Here is a 16,291-nt window from a genome sequence, read left to right as displayed (position 1 = left end):
CCGAAATTAGGCAGAACAGGTGAAGCAGCCGACCGGCCCGAGTGAACGGACGGTGAACCATGGCGGACGACCCGGTGCGTTCCGGGGCGTCCGCGCACAGCCGCAATCATCCGTTATCCCGCCGTTACCGCGGTGTGACCGCGGGCTCTCTCAGCCAGAGGTGCTGGAATGCGGCCCGGGCCGCCTCGACCTCATGGCGCTGGTCGGCGTGCAGGACACCCAGTGCGTAGGCCGTGGCCGGGGCGATGCGCGGGGTGCGGGCCGCGGTGGCGGAGGCGGCTGCCGCCTCGGCGGCGTCGCGGTGGCGGTCCAGGGCCTCGCCGGCGGCCGCCGGCCGGGTCACGTCCTCGCCGAGGACCTCCCGCGCGTAGCGGTGGACGCGCAGGAGCCGGCGCACCTCGTGCCAGGGGCCGTCGTGGTCGGCGTCGTACGGGCTCGGCGCGGCCTCGCTGCCGCTGATCGGCGGCAGCGCCGCGACCGCCGACGACAGGCGGGTTTCGGCCACCGCCGCGAGCGGTACGAGGACCTCCCCGACCCGTCCGCGGGCCGCCACGGCGTCGAGCGGGACCTCCGAGGCCAGCACCGCCACCGCGTCCGCCACCGCGTGGAAGCGGGACGAGCCGAGGGCCTGGAGGGTGGCCGAGTGGGCGCGCGTACGGGCCAGGGTCAGCTGGCGGTCCAGCAGCGCGCCGGCACGCGCCGATCCCACCTTCAGCGCGCCGGCCGAGCCGCGCGGGGCCGGGAGCTCCGGGGCCCCCGACAGCCGGTGCAGCGCGTCCATGAGCCGGGCCAGCCGGGCGGCGTAGGCGTGCTCGTCGGCCAGGGTCGAGGACAGCCACACCAGCTCGGCGCGCAGCCCGTCGGCCCAGGCCGACTCGGTCACCACCCGGAACGTGGCCAGCGAGCCGCTGATGCGGCGCGCTGCCCCCCGCAGGCGGCGCGCCGCATCACTGCTCGCCGCGGCGTCGGCCCCGCTCACGGCGCTCGGACTGTACTGGCGCATCGCCCGCAGGAAGGCCGTGGCCTGGGCGCGCAGGTAGACGTCGAGCACGTCACCCGCGCATGCCGTCGGGTCATGGTTTGGCTGAGCCACGCCGGCGCCTCCGGGCGTCTATGAGCGTCTCCTGTACGTGCCGCAGCGGCTGGCCGTCCGCGTCCGTGCTGTGCCGTGTCCATTCGCCGTCCGGGCCCAGGTGCCAGGAGGAGGTGGCGTCGGACATCCCGGTTTCCAGCATCCGGTCCAGTGCCGCGCGGTGGGCCGGGTCGGCGACCCTGACCAGTGCTTCGATACGGCGGTCGAGGTTGCGGTGCATCATGTCGGCGCTGCCGATCCACACCTCGGGCTCGCCGCCGTTGCCGAAGGCGAAGACCCGGGAGTGTTCGAGGAAGCGGCCGAGGACCGAACGGACCCGTATGTTGTCCGAGAGCCCGGGCACCCCCGGACGCACCGCGCAGATGCCGCGCACCCAGATATCGACGGGCACGCCCGCCTGGGAGGCCCGGTAGAGCGCGTCGATGAGGGCCTCGTCGACGATCGAGTTCATCTTCAGGCGCACGTATGCGGGGCGGCCGGCCCGGTGGTGGGCGGCCTCCTTGTCGATCCGGGAGATCAGCCCGTCGCGCAGCGAGCGGGGCGCGACCATCAGCCGGCGGTAGGTCTCGCGGCGCGAGTAGCCGGACAGCCGGTTGAAGAGGTCGGAGAGGTCCGCGCCGACCTGCGGGTCGGCGGTCAGCAGGCCGAGGTCCTCGTAGAGCCGTGCGGTCTTGGGGTGGTAGTTGCCGGTGCCGACGTGGGCGTAGCGGCGCAGCTGGTCGCCCTCCTGGCGGACGACGAGCGACAGCTTGCAGTGGGTCTTGAGGCCGACGAGGCCGTAGACGACGTGGCAGCCGGCCTCCTCCAGCTTGCGCGCCCACTTGATGTTGGCCTGTTCGTCGAAGCGGGCCTTGATCTCGACGAGCACCAGGACCTGCTTGCCGGACTCGGCCGCGTCGATCAGGGCGTCCACGATCGGGGAGTCGCCGGAGGTGCGGTAGAGCGTCTGCTTGATGGCGAGGACGTCCGGGTCGGCGGCGGCCTGCTCCAGGAAGGCCTGCACCGAGGTGGAGAAGGAGTCGTACGGGTGGTGCAGCAGGACGTCCCGCTCACGCAGGGCGGCGAAGATGTCGGGCGCGTGCGCGGACTCGACCTCGGCGAGGTCGCGGTGGGTGCCGGCGACGAACTTCGGGTACTTGAGCTCGGGCCGGTCCAGGGAGGCGATCCCGAAGAGTGCGGTCAGGTCGAGGGGCCCGGGCAGCGGGTACACCTCGGAGGCGTTGACGTTCAGTTCCTGTACGAGGAGGTCCAGGACGCCGGGGTCGATGGACTCCTCGACCTCCAGGCGCACCGGCGGCCCGAAGCGGCGCCGCATGAGCTCCTTCTCCAGGGCCTGGAGCAGGTTCTCGGCGTCGTCCTCCTCCACCTCCAGGTCCTCGTTGCGGGTCACGCGGAACATGTGGTGCGCGAGCACCTCCATGCCCGGGAACAGCTCCTCCAGGTGTGCGGCGATGACGTCCTCCAGCGGGACGTAGCGCTGCGGGGAGGCCTCCAGGAAGCGGGAGAGGATCGGCGGGACCTTGACCCGGGCGAAGTGGCGGTGGCCGCTGACGGGGTTGCGTACGACCACGGCCAGGTTGAGGGAGAGGCCGGAGATGTACGGGAAGGGGTGCGCGGGGTCCACGGCCAGCGGGGTCAGCACCGGGAAGATCTGGTTCCGGAACAGCGTGAAGAGGCGGGCCTGCTCCTTCTCGGTGAGGTCGGGCCAGCGGATCAGGTGGATGCCCTCCTCGGCCAGCGCCGGGGAGATGTCCTGCTGGAAGCAGGCGGCGTGCCGGGCCATGAGCTCGCGCGAGCGCGTCCAGATGAGGTCCAGCACCTCGCGGGGCTGCAGGCCGGAGGCCGATCGGGTGGCGACACCCGTCGCGATGCGCCGTTTGAGGCCGGCCACGCGGACCATGAAGAACTCGTCGAGGTTGCTCGCGAAGATCGCCAGGAAGTTCGCGCGCTCCAGGAGCGGGGTCGTCGGGTCCTCGGCGAGCTCCAGGACCCGCTCGTTGAAGGCGAGCCAGCTGCGCTCCCGGTCGAGGAAGCGGTCCGGGGGGAGCTCTCCGCCGTCCTTGTCCTCGTAGGCGTCCAGGTCGGCGTCGAGATCGGGATCGAGGCCGATGTGCGGGCGGTGCGCGGCGATGGAACCTATGCGGGCGTGGGCCGCGGCGCCGGTGTCCGGGCCGGGGGCCTTGCCGGTGTCCTGGTCTGTCGCTTTGCCTGTCGCCCTGCCTGCCGCCTTGCCGGCGGCGGAGGGGGAGGCGGACGTGTGAGACGGGTGCTGGGCGGGGACCTCGGTGGGACCGGCGCTGGGCTTGTGACTCATGACTCCATTCTTCCGCGCAAGCGGCAGGACAGGCGCGTCGGACGGGTCTGCCGTCAGTCGGAGTCGGGGCTGCATTGGGGGAGAGTCGCAAGCGCTTCTGAATGCCCGGTTAATGGCGCATGGCTTCCCGGCTCCGGCTGGGGTACGGCCCTGGCCCGGCGCCCGGGGCGGGGCTGCCGGTCGGTGGGGTGTCGGGCTGGAATCCCCTCGCCGCGCGGCGCCCGGCTGGGTGCGGCACCACACCTTGGCCGCCGCCATCGTGGGTGACCTCCGGTCCCTGCCCCACCATCCCCCGGGCCTGCGCGCGTTGGCGGAGTTCCCGGGGGTCGGTGCACAGCGTCGCGAGACTGGGACGCTACGCCCCCGTCACCGGTCCGGCTCAGCGATTGCACGAGGGTCGACGGCGTCCCGGCGACCAGAGGAGAGGCTGCTGGACCGGCGGGGCCGACCACCGCGGCCGGGAGCCCGGCCGGGGGCCCCGGCTAGGGCCCCGCGGGGGGTCAGCTCTCCGTGCGGTACATCAGGTCGACCTCGTGGGTGGTGAAGCCGAGGCCCTCGTACACGGCCAGGGCCGCCGGGTTGTCCGCGTCGACGTAGAGCATGGCCGTCGGCAGGCCCTGGGCGGCCAGGTGCTGGAGGCCGATCGCGGTGAGGGCCTTGCCGAGGCCGCCGCCCTGGGCGCCGGGCAGGACGCCGACCACGTAGACCTCGCCGAGCTGCTCCGCCGCGTGGACCTTCGTCCAGTGGAAGCCGACGAGCTCTCCGTCGCGTTCGGCGAGGAAGAAGCCCTTGGCGTCGAACCAGGGCTGCGCGATCCGGTCGTCGAGGTCGCGCTGGGTGAGCGAGCCCTGCTCGGGGTGGTGGGCGAAGGCGGCCGCGTTCGCCGCCAGCCAGGCCGCGTCGTCGGTGCCGGGCAGGAAGGTCCGTACGGTCACGCCGGGCGGGAGCACCGGATCGGGCAGCGGGGCCCCTTCGGCCAGTGGCCTGCGCAGCTGGCGCAGCTCGCGGAAGAGGGTCAGGCCGAGTACCTGGGCCAGGTGCCGGGCTGCGGACTTGCCGCCGTGGGCCCATACCCGCAGTCGCTTGCCGGAGGCGGCCAGCAGGGCCATCCCCATGGCCCGGCCGTGGCCGCGACCGCGCAGTGCCGGGTGCACCACGAGTTCGGCGGCCGGGGCCTCCACCGGGTCGGTGTCCTCCAGTTGTCCGTAGGCGGCGAGCCGGCCGCCGTCGGTGAGCAGGAAGTGCCGGATGCCCGGGCGTGCTCCTCCGCGCAGCTGGAGCCTTCCCTGCTCGGACACGGCGGTCGTGCCGTCCGTACGCGCCGCGTCCTCGATCAGGTCGAGGACGGCGTCGGCCTGTTCCCCCGTCAGCTCGTCGAGGGTCTGAATCTGCCGTCCCGGCTCCAGGGCCGCGCTTGCGTCAGTCATGGAACGAGCCTACGACCGTCCCGGCCGCCGAGCGGAGCGCGGACGCTGGGTCGGTCCTTCTTCTGCGTGTAACCAACGCGATACCCGTTACCCCCTGGTAGAGCTACGCGCGTTGACCATAGGCTTCGGCGGACCTCCCGAGCAGTATCGCTGTCCACAAAGGGGACCAAATGTCAGCGACGCCACAACGGCACCGCCGAACCCGCCGGTTGACCTTCGCCGCCCTCGCCGTCACGGCCGGGGCCGGGGCGATGGTCGCCGCCGCTCTGCCGGCCGGGGCCGCGAGTGGTGGCGGTGCGGCCAAGAGCCGTACCGTCGATGTGCAGATGCTGTCGTTCAACGACTTCCACGGCACCCTGGAGCCTCCGCAGGGCTCCTCCGGCACCGTGACCGAACGTCAGGCCGACGGCACCACCAAGGCCATACCCGCGGGCGGGGTCGAGTACCTCGCGACCAGCCTGCGCGAGGCCCGCAAGGGCCACGAGTACTCCGTCACCGCAGCGGCCGGCGACATGATCGGCGGCAGCCCGATGCTGTCCGGGCTCTTCCACGACGAGCCGAGCATCGAGGCGCTGAACAAGCTGGGCCTGAACGTCTCCAGCGTCGGCAACCACGAGTTCGACGAGGGCAAGACCGAGCTGCGCCGCATGGCGTACGGCGGCTGCCACCCGGTCGACGGTTGCTACGAGTTCGGCAAGGAGTTCACCGGCTCCACGTTCCGGTACCTCGCCGCGAACGTCACGGACGAGAAGACCAAGCGCCCCCTGATGTCGCCCACCTACGTGTGGAAGAAGGGCGACGTGAAGATCGGCTTCATCGGCGTCACCCTGGAGGGCACTCCGGACGTCGTGACTGCCGAGGGCGTCAAGGGCCTCACGTTCGGCGACGAGATCGAGACGATCAACAAGTACGCGGCCGAGCTGAACAAGCAGGGCGTGAAGTCGATCGTCGCGCTGATCCACGAGGGCGGTCTGCCCGCGAGCGGTGCGTACAACTACGACTGCGACGCCCCGGGCGCCGGCGCCGGCATTTCGGGTGCGATCGTGGACATCGCCAAGAACGTCGACGCCACGGTCGACGCGCTGGTCACCGGCCATACGCACCAGGCGTACGCCTGCAACATCCCGGACCCCGCGGGCAACCCGCGCACGGTGACCTCGGCCGCCTCCATCGGCCGCCTGTTCACCGAGACCACCCTCACCTACGACCGGAAGACCAAGGACATCGTCCGTACGCCGGTCACCTCGCCGAAGCCGGTCAACAAGGTCGTCCACCGCGACCAGCCCAAGGCTCCGGACATGACCGAGCTGATCGGCCGCTGGAACGCCCTGGCGGCCCCGATCGCCAACCGTCCGCAGGGCTTCATCTCGGCCGACATCGCGGGCCGCGGCTCGTCCGAGCCCGAGAAGCCGCTCGGCGACCTGATCGCCGACGCCCAGCTGGAGGCGCTCGCCCCGGCGGACAAGGGCGGTGCGCAGCTGGCCCTGATGAACCCGGGCGGCATCCGCTCGGACCTCGCCTACAAGGCCTCGGGAGACGAGGGCGACGGCGTGGTGACCTACGGCGAGTCCTTCACGGTCCAGCCGTTCAACAACATGATGAACGTCGTGGACCTGACCGGCGCGCAGCTGATCACCGCACTGCAGCAGCAGGTCAGCGGCCCGGTCAACGGCCCGAGCCCGAAGATCCTCCAGGTGTCGAAGGGCTTCACCTACACCCTCGACATGACGAAGGCGGGCGCCGACCGGATCGTCGTGGACTCGGTCAGGCTGAACGGTGCCGCGATCGACCCCGCCGCGACCTACCGGGTCGCGATGAACGAGTTCCTCGCGGGCGGCGGTGACGGCTTCACGGTCCTGAAGGAGCACCGGAACAAGCTCGTGGGCGCGCCCGACCTGGACTGCTTCAACGCCTACCTGATGAAGAACTCCTCGGAGTCCTCCCCGATCGCCCCGCCGGCGGCGAACCGGATCACCGTCATCAAGTAACACCCGCGCACAGCGTGCCCGAAGGGGCGGCGGGCCCACCGGCCCGCCGCCCCTTCGGCGTTCCCCGTGCACCCCCGTGGTGCGGGGACGGGAGGGATGCGGGACGGGGGGAGGGATCAGAGGGCCGCCAGGAACGTCCCGACGGCCCGGTGGAACCCGTCCGGGTCCGTGAACGGCGCGAAGTGGTCGCCGTCGAGGGGTGCGTACGAGGTCTTCGGGCGCCGGGTGGTCATCGCGTCGGCGACCGGCCGGGTGAGTGCCTGGCTGTCGGTGCCGTGGATCAGCAGGGCCGGGCAGGTGCTCGCGAGCCAGGTGTCCCAGTGGTCGCCGGCGCAGGCGTGGAGGGAGTCGAGCATGTCCTGCGGGTGGTACGCCAAGCGCCAGCCGCTGCCGTCCGGGAGGGGCCGCAGCCCGTCGGCGACGAAGGATGCGGCCGGTCCGGCGGCGTCGAGGAGTTCCTCGCGGGTGGGGGCGGTGTAGGGCAGGCCGTCGAGGAAGTCGAACCAGTTCGGGCCGTCGGGGATGCGGATCTCGACGGTGGCGTCGACGCCGATGAGCGCGGCGAACCGGTCCGGGTGGGCGGCGGCCAGGTGGTAGGCGTTGAGCCCGCCCAGGGAGTAGCCGAGCAGCGGCACCGGGGCGTCGAGGCCGAGGTGGTCGAGGAGGGCCACGGCGTCGGCGACGTACCCCTCGCGGCGGTAGTGGGGCGCCCGGTCCGATGCGCCGTGGCCGCGCTGGTCGGGGGCGATGACCCGCCAGTCGTCGCCGAGCGCGGCGGCGAGTCCGGTGAAGGCGAGGGCCTCGGACATGCCGCCGTGCAGGGCGAGGAGCGGGCGGCCGGTGCCGCCGAAGTCCAGGTAGGAGAGGGTCCGGTCGTCGATCTTCAGTTCCTGGCGCATGGTCCTGCCTCCCGTGGGCCCGTGGGTCGTGTCGGTGGCTCCACCCTGCCAGCGGTTGGGCAAGCGCGCAATACGTTTGTATTGGGCGCTTGCCCAAAAAGTGGCGCGGCTACGATCCCGGCATGGGAAATCGCGAGGACCTGCTGGCCGGAGCCCGGCGCTGTTTGGAGGAGAAGGGGTACCTGCGGACGACCGTGCGCGACATCGCCACGGCGTCGGGGGTGAGCATGGCCGCGATCGGCTACCACTTCGGGTCCCGGGAGGCCCTGCTGAACCAGGCCCTGTTCGCCGCCATGGAGGAGTGGGCCGCGGGATCGGGTCGGCTCGCCGGCGAGGGCGGGACCGCGGGGGAGCGGTACGCCGACACCTGGGACCGCAAGATCCGCGACTTCGGGGAGATGCGCTGGCTCTGGCTCGCCTCCGTCGAGGCCTTCGTCCACGCGCAGTCCTCGCCGGAACTGCTCGCGGTGCTCGCCGAGGGGCAGCGCCGCAACCGCCGGACGGTGGCCGCGGCCCTGCGAGGAGTGCCGCCGGAGGAGGTCTCCGAGCGGGACGTGCGGGCTCTCGGCTCGATGCACATCGCGCTGCTCAGCGGGGTGATGGTGCAGACCCTGACCGATCCGGAGCAGGCGCCGGACGGCCGTGAGCTTCTCCAGGGGCTGCGCTCCATGGTCGAACTGCTCGAAGACCGGCCGCCGCTGACGGATGGCTAAATTGACGTGTGCACGCCATAATCCGGCCATTACCGGGTCGGCGAAGGGGCAGGCATGGGCACGGGCACCGGAACGGCAATGGGACGGCGGACCTTCCTGGCCGGAGCGCTGGCCCTCGGAACGGCCGCCGTACGGGGAGCCGTACCCGCCGCGGCGGCGGCACTCGGCACCCGGGACTGGATGGCCGGCCTCGGCGACTCCACCGCCCTCCAGCGGATGACCATCCCCGGCACGCACGATTCCGGCGCGACCAAGGGCGGGCTCTACGTCGCCTGCCAGAACACCTCGATCGCCCAGCAGCTCGACTCCGGCATCCGCTTCCTCGACATACGCTGCCGGGTCACGGGCGGATCCTTCGCCATCCACCACGCGGCGTTCTTCCAGGACCTCATGTTCGGGGACGTCCTCGCCGCCTGCCGGACCTTCCTCGCTGCACATCCTTCCGAGACCGTCCTGATGCGCCTCAAGCAGGAGTACTCGCAGGAGAGCGACGCCACATTCCGCGCCGTCTTCGACGACTACCTCGACCACCGCGGCTGGCGCCCGCTGTTCCTCATCACCGGCGCCCCGCCCGCGCTCGGACAGGCCCGCGGCAGGGTGCTCCTGCTCGCCGACAACGGCGGCCTGCCCGGCCTGCGCTACGGCGACGGCAACGTCTTCGACATCCAGGACGACTACAACACCGAACCCTTCGCCAAGCGGGGACGGATCGAGAACCACTTCCGCAAGGCCGTCCAGCAGCCCGGCAAGCTCTACGTGAACTACGTCAGCACCGCGGCGTACATGCCGCCGCGGTGGAACTCCGACCGGCTCAACCCGCAGGTGCACGGCTTCGTCGACGGCGCCGAGATGGCCGGCCGGACCGGGCTCGGGATCGTCCCGATGGACTTCCCCAACACCCGCTCCGGCCTGGTCGCCTCACTGATCCGGCACAACTGACGGGTCCGAGGGCGGCGGGGTCGGCGCCCCCGGGATGCGGAGCACCGCCTCCGTTCCCGCACCGCCGTCCACCGCCGCCCGCAGCTCGGCGCTGCCGCCCGCGCGGGCCGCCGTACGGGCCACGATCGACAGGCCCAGGCCGCTGCCGGGCAGGGCGCGGGCCGACTCGGACCGCCAGAACCGCTCGAAGACGTGCGGCAGGTCCTCCGCGGGAATGCCCGGCCCGTGGTCGCGCACGGTCAGCTCGCCCGCCCGCAGCGCCACCTCGACCGAGCCGCCCTGCGGGCTGAACTTCACCGCGTTGTCCAGGACGTTGACCACCGCGCGCTCCAGCGCCGCCGCCTCGCCCCGTACGTACCAGGGCTCCAGGTCCGAGGTGAAGGACAGCTCCGGACCGCGCAGCCGGGCCCGGGACAGCGCCGCCGCGGCGATCTCGTGCAGGGGAACCACCCCGAGCGGGCCGGGCGAGGCCGCGTCCGGCCGAGACAGCTCCTGCAGGTCCCCGATCAGCGACGCCAGTTCCGTCATCTGCGCCTTGACCGAGGCGAGCAGTTCCCGCCGGTCGTCGGGCGGGAGGGCCCGCCCGGTCTCCTCACTGCGCGCGAGGAGCTCGATGTTGGTGCGCAGCGAGGTCAGCGGGGTGCGCAGCTCGTGCCCGGCGTCCGCGATCAGCTGTGACTGCCGGTCCCGGGAGGAGGCCAGGGCCGCGGTCATCGAGTTGAAGGACCGGGACAGGCGGGCGATCTCGTCGTCGCCCTCGTCGGGGATCCGTACCGTCAGGTCCTCGGTGCGCGCGATGTGCTCGACGGCGTCGGTCAGCTCGTCGACGGGCCGCAGCCCCGTGCGGGCCACCCACAGGCCGGCCGCGCCGGCGCCGACTACACCGACGCCGCAGACCAGGAGCAGCACCCAGGCCAGGGTGGACAGCGGCTTCTCGACGTCGGCGAGCGGCTTGGCCACGGTCAGCGCGGCCGCCCGCCCGTCCAGCAGGGCGGGCTGGGTGTAGACGCGGACCGCCACTCCGTCGGAGGTGGTCGCGTCGTAGAGCGCCGCCCCGCGTCGCCGCTGCGCGACCTCCAGGTCGATGGCGCTGATCCGCAGGGTGCTGCGGCCGTCGATCCAGCAGTGGCTGCCGTCCGGCCGCACGATCTGTACCTGGGCGCTGAGGTTGTTGGCGGGCCGCTCCGGCAGCGCACCGGTGACGGCCACGCAGCCGAGCGTGCGGTAGACCTGGTTGGCCTGAGCCTCGGCGTTGGTGGCGCGGAGCGCGCTGTCCAATTGGTCGCGCAACTGGGTGCGGACCATCACCCACGACACCGCGGCCACCGCCGCGACGGCCAGCGCCACCGCCACGGTGACCAGCAGGGCCAGCCGGGAGCGCAGCGGCAGTGCGCGGAAGCGGGCGAGCGGGCTCACTCCGGCCCGCCCTCGCCGGTGCGCAGTACGTAGCCCACCCCGCGCACGGTGTGGACCAGGCGCGGCTCGCCGCCCGCCTCGGTCTTGCGGCGCAGGTACATCACGTACACGTCCAGGGAGTTGGAGCTGGGTTCGAAGTCGAAACCCCAGACGGTCTTGAGGATCTGTTCGCGGGTCAGCACCTGGCGCGGGTGCGCGAGGAACATCTCCAACAGCGTGAACTCGGTACGGGTCAGCTCCACCGGGCGTCCGGCCCGGGTGACCTCGCGGGTCGCGAGGTCCATGCGCAGGTCGCCGAAGCTCAGGGCGTCCTGGTGGGCGTCGGCGGCGCCACCGGCCTGCGCGGCGGCGTAGGAGCTGCGGCGCAGCAGGGCGCGGACGCGGGCGAAGAGTTCGTCGAGCTCGAACGGCTTGACGAGGTAGTCGTCGGCGCCCGCGTCGAGGCCGGTGACGCGGTCGCCGACGGTGTCGCGGGCGGTGAGCATCAGGATCGGGGTGACGCTGCCGGAGGCGCGCAGCCGTCGGGCAGCCGTGAGCCCGTCCATCCGCGGCATCTGGATGTCCAGCACGATCAGGCCGGGAGCGTACGAGGCCGCCTTGTCGAGGGCGTCGAGCCCGTCGACGGCGGTCTGTACGGTGTACCCCTCGAAGGCGAGGCTGCGGCGCAGGGCCTCGCGTACGGCCGGTTCGTCGTCGACGACGAGGATCCGCGCTTCGCCTTCGGCGGGGTTCATGGATGGGTCTCCCAGGTGTGGTGGCCGGCTGCGGGGTCCGGCGGTGGCGTCCGGCGGTGGGTTCCGGCGGTTGACGGCGTCTCCCAGCCTCGCACGGCGGGCTAGAACGACGTGCCGAAGCCGTCGGCGAAGGAGTCGGCGCCGGCGCTGCCGGAGGATCCCTTGCCGCCGGGTCCGCCCTTGCGGAGGGAGTCCAGGTCGGCCTTGATCGTGTCGACGGGGATGGCGAAGCCGAGGCCGACGCTGCCGGCGCTGGAATTGCCGGCCGAGGGCGAGTAGATCGCGGAGGGCATGCCCACGATCTCGCCCTTCATGTTGACCAGGGCGCCGCCGGAGTTGCCCGGGTTGAGGGAGGCGTCCGTCTGGAGGGCCTTGTACGAAGTGGTGTTCGAGCCGGTGTCCCCGTTGAACTGGCGGCCGCCGAAGGAGAAGGGCCAGCCCCCCTCGCCCTGCTGCCGGCCCTGCGGGGTGCTCCGGTCCGAGGTGGGCACCTTCACCTCGCGGTTCAGGGCCGAGACGATGCCGCTGGTCACGGTGCCGGTGAGGCCGTCGGGGGAGCCGATGGCGACGACCTGGTCGCCGACCCTGACGCTGTCGGAGTCGCCGAGCACGGCGGGCTTGAGGCCGCTCGCGCCCTGGAGCTTGATCAGGGCCAGATCCTTCCCCGGGTCGGTGCCGACGATCTCGGCGCCGTACTTCTTGCCGTCGCTCGTCGTGACCTGGATCTGGGTGGCGCCGTCCACGACGTGGTTGTTGGTGGCGATCTCGCCGTCGGCGGTCAGCACGAAGCCGGAGCCGGTGCCCTGGCCGGAGCCGGTGCGGGTGTCGATGCGGACGACCGACGGGCTGACCTGTTCGGCGATGCCGGCGACCGTGCCGGTGCTGGACTGCGAGACGTTCGTGCCGCTGATCCCACCGCCGGTGGCGGTCTGCCGGTCCATCAGCTGCTGGACGGCGGCCGCGGTGCCGCCGCCGACCAGGGCCGCGGCGAGCGCGACGGCGGCCAGCAGGGCGACGGGCTTCTTCGCGCGCCGGTCCGGTGCGGCGTGAGCCGGCCCCTGCGGGGTGCCCGGGTCGCCGTCGCCGCCGGCCGCCGCCGGGACGGTCTCGCCCACGATGACCGGCGGCCGGTGAGCCTCGTGCCAGCCGGGCGCGGCCGGCGGGTAGGAGGGCGGCGGCGGATACGCCCCGGTCCCGGCTCCGTGCGCCGGCCGGTTGCCTCCGTGCTGCCAGTCCTCGCCGAACGGCGCGTGCGGGGGGCGGTGTTCCTGCGGGTACTCGCCTTCGCGGCGGAAGCTCTCGGTCATGAGACGACTCTCCCCGCCGTGGATGAGAGCCGCCTGAGTCCGACCTGAGAAGCCCGACAGAACCGCGTATGCCCGATATAAGGGCACGTCCGCCCGTGCGGGGCCGCGTCAGACCCCGGAACCCCGCGCGATGCGGTACAGCACGTTCGGACGCAGCGGCCCGTCGCCGACCCGGCGGACCCGGCCGGTCGGGCCTCAGCGGCAGCCGCAGGAGCGACGGATCACCAGGGCCGACGGGAACTGCTTGAGGCGCTCACGGCGCGAGCCGGCCACGCGCAGGCCGTCGTCCAGGACCAGGTCCACCGCCGCGCGGGCCATCGCCGGGCGGTCCGAGGCCACCGTGGTCAGCGGCGGGTCGGTGAGGGCCGCCTCCTTGACGTCGTCGAAGCCGGCCACGGCCAGCTCCTCGGGCACGTCGATGCGCAGCTCGCGCGCGGCGCGCAGCACGCCGATCGCCTGGTCGTCCGTGGCGCAGAAGATGGCCGTCGGCCGGTCGGGCCGCGCCAGGACCTCCAGGGCGACCGTGTAGGCGTCGTAGCGGTTGTAGGGGGCCTCGATGAGCCGGCCCTCGACGGAGCGGCCGGCCTCCAGCATGGCCCGGCGCCAGCCCTCGACGTGGTCGGCGACCGGGTCGCCGACCGAGGGGGTGTTCTCGATGCCGCCGATACAGGCGACGTACGCGTGCCCGTGCTCCAGCAGGTGCCGGGTGGCGAGCTGGGCGCCGCCGATGTCGTCGGTGACGACCGCGACGTCGTCGATCGCCTCCGGGCGCTCGTGCAGCAGCACCACGCGGGCGTCCCACGCCTCGATCTCGCCGGCCGCCTGCTCACTCATGCCCTGGCTGACCAGGATCAGGCCCGAGACCCGCATACCGAGGAAGGCCCGCAGGTAGTGGACCTCACGCTCGGTGCGGTAGTCGGAGTTGCCGACCAGGACCATCTTTCCGCGCTCGGCGGCGGCCTGCTCGACCGCGTGCGCCATCTCCGCGAAGAACGGCTGGCGCGCATCGGGGACGATCATGCCTATGAGGTCGGTGCGCCGCGACGCCATCGCCTGGGCGACCCGGTCCGGGCGGTAGCCCAGGTCCTTGATCGCGGCGAGGACACGCTCGCGCGTGGCCGGGGCGACCGGCCGGGGTCCGTTGTTGATGACGTAGCTCACGACGGCGGTAGAAGTACCCGCAAGTCGCGCTACGTCATCCCGCGTCACCTTGGCCACGCGCGGCAGTCTACGCGGGGTGACCTATCTCCGGGCAGCGAGTCCCGCGGACCGGACGATCACCGGGCCGTTACGCCGACCGGGTGGCCGCCCCGGAGGCCCGCGAGGAGTCCTCCGCGGCCGCCTCCGCGGCGACCTGGGCCGCCGCCTGGGCCGCGGCCTCCGCCGCCGCCCGCTCCACCTTCTCCGGCGTGACGAAGCGGTAGCCGACGTTGCGGACCGTGCCGATCAGGGACTCGTGCTCGGGGCCGAGTTTCGCGCGCAGCCGCCGTACGTGCACGTCGACCGTCCGGGTGCCCCCGAAGTAGTCGTAGCCCCAGACCTCCTGCAGCAGCTGCGCGCGGGTGAAGACCCGGCCGGGATGCTGCGCGAGGTACTTCAGGAGCTCGAACTCCTTGAAGGTGAGGTCCAGCACCCGCCCCTTGAGCTTGGCGGAGTAGGTGGCCTCGTCCACCGACAGGTCGCCGTTGCGGATCTCCATGGGGGAGTCGTCCGAGCCGATCTGCTGGCGGCCGGTGGCCAGCCGCAGGCGTGCCTCGACCTCGGCGGGGCCGGCGGTGTCCAGCAGGACGTCGTCGATGCCCCAGTCGGCGGTGACGGCCGCCAGGCCGCCCTCGGTGACGACGAGGATCAGCGGACAGCCGGGGCCGGTGGAGCGCAGCAGCTGGCACAGCGACCGGACCTGCGGCAGGTCGCGGCGGCCGTCCACGAGGATGACGTCGGCGCCCGGGGTGTCGACGAGGGCGGGGCCCTCGGCCGGTGCCACCCGGACGTTGTGCAGCAGCAGGCCGAGTGCGGGCAGCACTTCGGTCGACGGCTGCAGTGCGTTGGTGAGCAGCAGGAGCGAGCTCATGACCGACCACCTGCCCGGGCCGGACGGTGGTGCACGGTTCGCTGGTCCATCACGTCGGTTCCTCCTCGGTCCCGTCGAGGACGTGCGCGGTACTGCTTCGTACGTGTCGCCCGGTGTCCTCGCGTCCCCGCGCCCTGGGGGCCGACTCGGTCACCGTTGTTCTCGGTTCGTTCAACGTGCTGAAAGCACAAAAGGACCCGGGGGCCACATTGCCCGGATCCTCTCGCCAGCAGAATAGCCCACCTGCTCTTCCCGACCGAGGCCCTCCTACTTCATCCTCTGTGGTTCCTGCCACGCTCCTGCCACGTTCCCGCCCTGCGTATGCACCGTTTTTCACCGCAACGGAGGCATGCGGGACGCCGGTGCCGGTCCACCCCGGCGCACGGACGGCGCGTCGGGGCACGCCGGGGGCGGCGGCCGGAGGGGCCATCATGGAGGCCGACGGCAGAGAGCCGACGAGACGATGGGAGCTGCAGTGGCAACCGGAACCATCCGCTACTGGGCGGCGGCCAAGGCCGCTGCCGGGACTGCGGAGGAGCCGTACTCGGCGCGGACACTGGCCGAGGCGCTCGACGGCGTGCGGGAACGCCACCCGGGGGAGCTGACCCGGGTCCTGCTGCGCTGCTCCTTCCTCGTGAACGAAGAGCCCGTGGGCAAGCGCCCGCACGCCTCCGTGGCACTGACCGAAGGGGGCACCGTCGAGGTGCTCCCGCCGTTCGCGGGCGGGTGAGCGGGAGCCGATGAGCACGCCTGAGGAACGACAGCAGCAGTCGCAGCAGCAGCCGCAGCAGGATCCGTACGGGACCCAGACCTGGCAGGCCGACACCTGGGACACCGGCTATCAGCCGGTGCATCCGCCGCTGGGCGCGGTGCCCGGGCAGCCGGTCGCGCCCGAGGGCTGGTTCCGCGAGGAGGTCGCAGGCCCGGGGGCGGGGGCCGTTCCCGGCCCGGCCGGGGCCTACCCGCCGTACCCGGCCCAGAGCCAGGACCTCGGCCACGGCCTCGGCCACGGCCACGGCCAGGCTCCGGCCGAGGGGCCGGCCTGGGGAGCACCGGGCACCGGTCCCGAGCCGCAGACGCCGGCTCCGCAGGGCTGGTTCCGCGACGAGGCGTCGGCCATGCCGGCGCAGGACTGGTCGCAGGGCGGCCAGGGCGGCCAGGTTGTGGCGGGGTCCGGTGCCGCGGAGCAGACGGCCTACTTGCCGCCGTATCCGGGTCCCGGCCAGGAGCAGGGGGGCGCCGCCGAGCAGACCGCCTACCTGCCGCCCTACACCGGCCCGGCACAGCAGCCGGTGGCTCCGCAGGGCTGGTTCCGCGACGAGGCGTCGGCCATGCCGGCGCAGGACTGGTCGCAGGGCGGCCAGGGCGGCCAGGTTGTGGCGGGGTCCGG

General features: G+C 72.7%; 13 protein-coding genes and 1 pseudogene. 5 read left to right on the top strand and 9 right to left on the bottom strand.

Annotated features, from left to right (window positions below; translation table 11 throughout):
• Positions 1-124: 124 nt before the first annotated feature.
• The 3 genes from ACFW2G_RS21585 to mshD all read right to left on the bottom strand — a co-directional run bounded on the left by ACFW2G_RS21585 (position 125) and on the right by mshD (position 4,834).
• Positions 125-1,093 carry a CHAD domain-containing protein gene (locus ACFW2G_RS21585; RefSeq protein ID WP_384450311.1) on the bottom strand — a complete coding sequence of 323 codons (969 nt, stop codon included), beginning with the start codon at positions 1,091-1,093 and terminating at the stop codon, positions 125-127.
• Entirely contained in the window at positions 1,074-3,407 is a 2,334-nt protein-coding gene (locus ACFW2G_RS21580; protein ID WP_384450314.1) for an RNA degradosome polyphosphate kinase, read from the bottom strand. The genes ACFW2G_RS21585 and ACFW2G_RS21580 overlap by 20 nt, the downstream gene beginning before the upstream one ends.
• A 500-nt stretch (positions 3,408-3,907) precedes the next feature.
• Complete coding sequence (mshD, locus tag ACFW2G_RS21575; protein WP_037924606.1) at positions 3,908-4,834, bottom strand: mycothiol synthase; 927 nt, start codon at positions 4,832-4,834, stop codon at positions 3,908-3,910.
• 170 nt (positions 4,835-5,004) lie between these two features.
• On the opposite strand from mshD, the gene ACFW2G_RS21570 reads away from it, so the two are divergent.
• Positions 5,005-6,822 (top strand): bifunctional metallophosphatase/5'-nucleotidase, encoded by a 1,818-nt coding sequence (locus ACFW2G_RS21570; protein WP_384450317.1) that lies wholly within the window; start codon positions 5,005-5,007, stop codon positions 6,820-6,822.
• A gap of 116 nt (positions 6,823-6,938) precedes the next feature.
• Here the strand turns inward: ACFW2G_RS21570 and ACFW2G_RS21565 are convergent, their stop codons facing one another.
• Positions 6,939-7,721, bottom strand: coding sequence for an alpha/beta fold hydrolase (locus ACFW2G_RS21565; protein ID WP_037924610.1), 783 nt, complete (start codon positions 7,719-7,721; stop codon positions 6,939-6,941).
• Positions 7,722-7,843: 122 nt separating this feature from the next.
• Here ACFW2G_RS21565 and ACFW2G_RS21560 point away from each other — a divergent pair, with 122 nt between their 5' ends.
• Entirely contained in the window at positions 7,844-8,434 is a 591-nt protein-coding gene (locus ACFW2G_RS21560) for a TetR/AcrR family transcriptional regulator (protein WP_384450322.1), read from the top strand.
• Between the two features lie 54 nt (positions 8,435-8,488).
• Positions 8,489-9,373: a phosphatidylinositol-specific phospholipase C gene (locus ACFW2G_RS21555; protein ID WP_384450324.1), complete on the top strand. Its 885-nt coding sequence runs from the start codon at positions 8,489-8,491 to the stop codon at positions 9,371-9,373.
• Here the strand turns inward: ACFW2G_RS21555 and ACFW2G_RS21550 are convergent.
• The 5 genes from ACFW2G_RS21550 to ACFW2G_RS21530 all read right to left on the bottom strand — a co-directional run bounded on the left by ACFW2G_RS21550 (position 9,353) and on the right by ACFW2G_RS21530 (position 14,901).
• Entirely contained in the window at positions 9,353-10,789 is a 1,437-nt protein-coding gene (locus tag ACFW2G_RS21550) for a cell wall metabolism sensor histidine kinase WalK (protein ID WP_037924616.1), read from the bottom strand. The genes ACFW2G_RS21555 and ACFW2G_RS21550 overlap by 21 nt on opposite strands.
• Entirely contained in the window at positions 10,786-11,523 is a 738-nt protein-coding gene (locus ACFW2G_RS21545; RefSeq protein WP_037924619.1) for a response regulator transcription factor, read from the bottom strand. The genes ACFW2G_RS21550 and ACFW2G_RS21545 overlap by 4 nt, the downstream gene beginning before the upstream one ends.
• A gap of 101 nt (positions 11,524-11,624) precedes the next feature.
• Positions 11,625-12,830, bottom strand: a complete 1,206-nt coding sequence (locus ACFW2G_RS21540; protein ID WP_384583498.1) for a S1C family serine protease — start codon at positions 12,828-12,830, stop codon at positions 11,625-11,627.
• Between the two features lie 195 nt (positions 12,831-13,025).
• A complete protein-coding gene (locus tag ACFW2G_RS21535; RefSeq protein ID WP_037924624.1) occupies positions 13,026-14,048 on the bottom strand; it encodes a LacI family DNA-binding transcriptional regulator in 1,023 nt (340 codons plus the stop codon).
• A gap of 70 nt (positions 14,049-14,118) precedes the next feature.
• Positions 14,119-14,901: a response regulator transcription factor gene (locus ACFW2G_RS21530; RefSeq protein ID WP_037924626.1), complete on the bottom strand. Its 783-nt coding sequence runs from the start codon at positions 14,899-14,901 to the stop codon at positions 14,119-14,121.
• Positions 14,902-15,376: 475 nt separating this feature from the next.
• Here ACFW2G_RS21530 and ACFW2G_RS21525 point away from each other — a divergent pair, with 475 nt between their 5' ends.
• Positions 15,377-15,631, top strand: a complete 255-nt coding sequence (locus tag ACFW2G_RS21525; RefSeq protein WP_384583501.1) for a MoaD/ThiS family protein — start codon at positions 15,377-15,379, stop codon at positions 15,629-15,631.
• A 10-nt stretch (positions 15,632-15,641) separates the two neighbouring features.
• Positions 15,642-16,291, top strand: a pseudogene (locus ACFW2G_RS21520) (hypothetical protein); the annotation flags it as partial.

This window comes from Streptomyces sp. NPDC058880 (assembly GCF_042742535.1).
GTDB lineage: Bacteria > Actinomycetota > Actinomycetes > Streptomycetales > Streptomycetaceae > Streptomyces.
Note: the sequence above shows the minus strand (reverse complement) of the source record. Positions and strands in the feature narration are given on the sequence as shown.

Excerpts from the sequence above, each read along its gene's own strand:
- mshD (WP_037924606.1), bottom strand. The coding sequence starts at position 4,834 with ATGACTGACGCAAGCGCGGCCCTGGAGCCGGGACGGCAGATTCAGACC.
- ACFW2G_RS21530 (WP_037924626.1), bottom strand. The coding sequence starts at position 14,901 with ATGAGCTCGCTCCTGCTGCTCACCAACGCACTGCAGCCGTCGACCGAA.
- ACFW2G_RS21540 (WP_384583498.1), bottom strand. The coding sequence starts at position 12,830 with ATGACCGAGAGCTTCCGCCGCGAAGGCGAGTACCCGCAGGAACACCGC.
- ACFW2G_RS21570 (WP_384450317.1), top strand. The coding sequence starts at position 5,005 with ATGTCAGCGACGCCACAACGGCACCGCCGAACCCGCCGGTTGACCTTC.
- ACFW2G_RS21580 (WP_384450314.1), bottom strand. The coding sequence starts at position 3,407 with ATGAGTCACAAGCCCAGCGCCGGTCCCACCGAGGTCCCCGCCCAGCAC.
- ACFW2G_RS21555 (WP_384450324.1), top strand. The coding sequence starts at position 8,489 with ATGGGCACGGGCACCGGAACGGCAATGGGACGGCGGACCTTCCTGGCC.
- ACFW2G_RS21560 (WP_384450322.1), top strand. The coding sequence starts at position 7,844 with ATGGGAAATCGCGAGGACCTGCTGGCCGGAGCCCGGCGCTGTTTGGAG.
- ACFW2G_RS21545 (WP_037924619.1), bottom strand. The coding sequence starts at position 11,523 with ATGAACCCCGCCGAAGGCGAAGCGCGGATCCTCGTCGTCGACGACGAA.
- ACFW2G_RS21565 (WP_037924610.1), bottom strand. The coding sequence starts at position 7,721 with ATGCGCCAGGAACTGAAGATCGACGACCGGACCCTCTCCTACCTGGAC.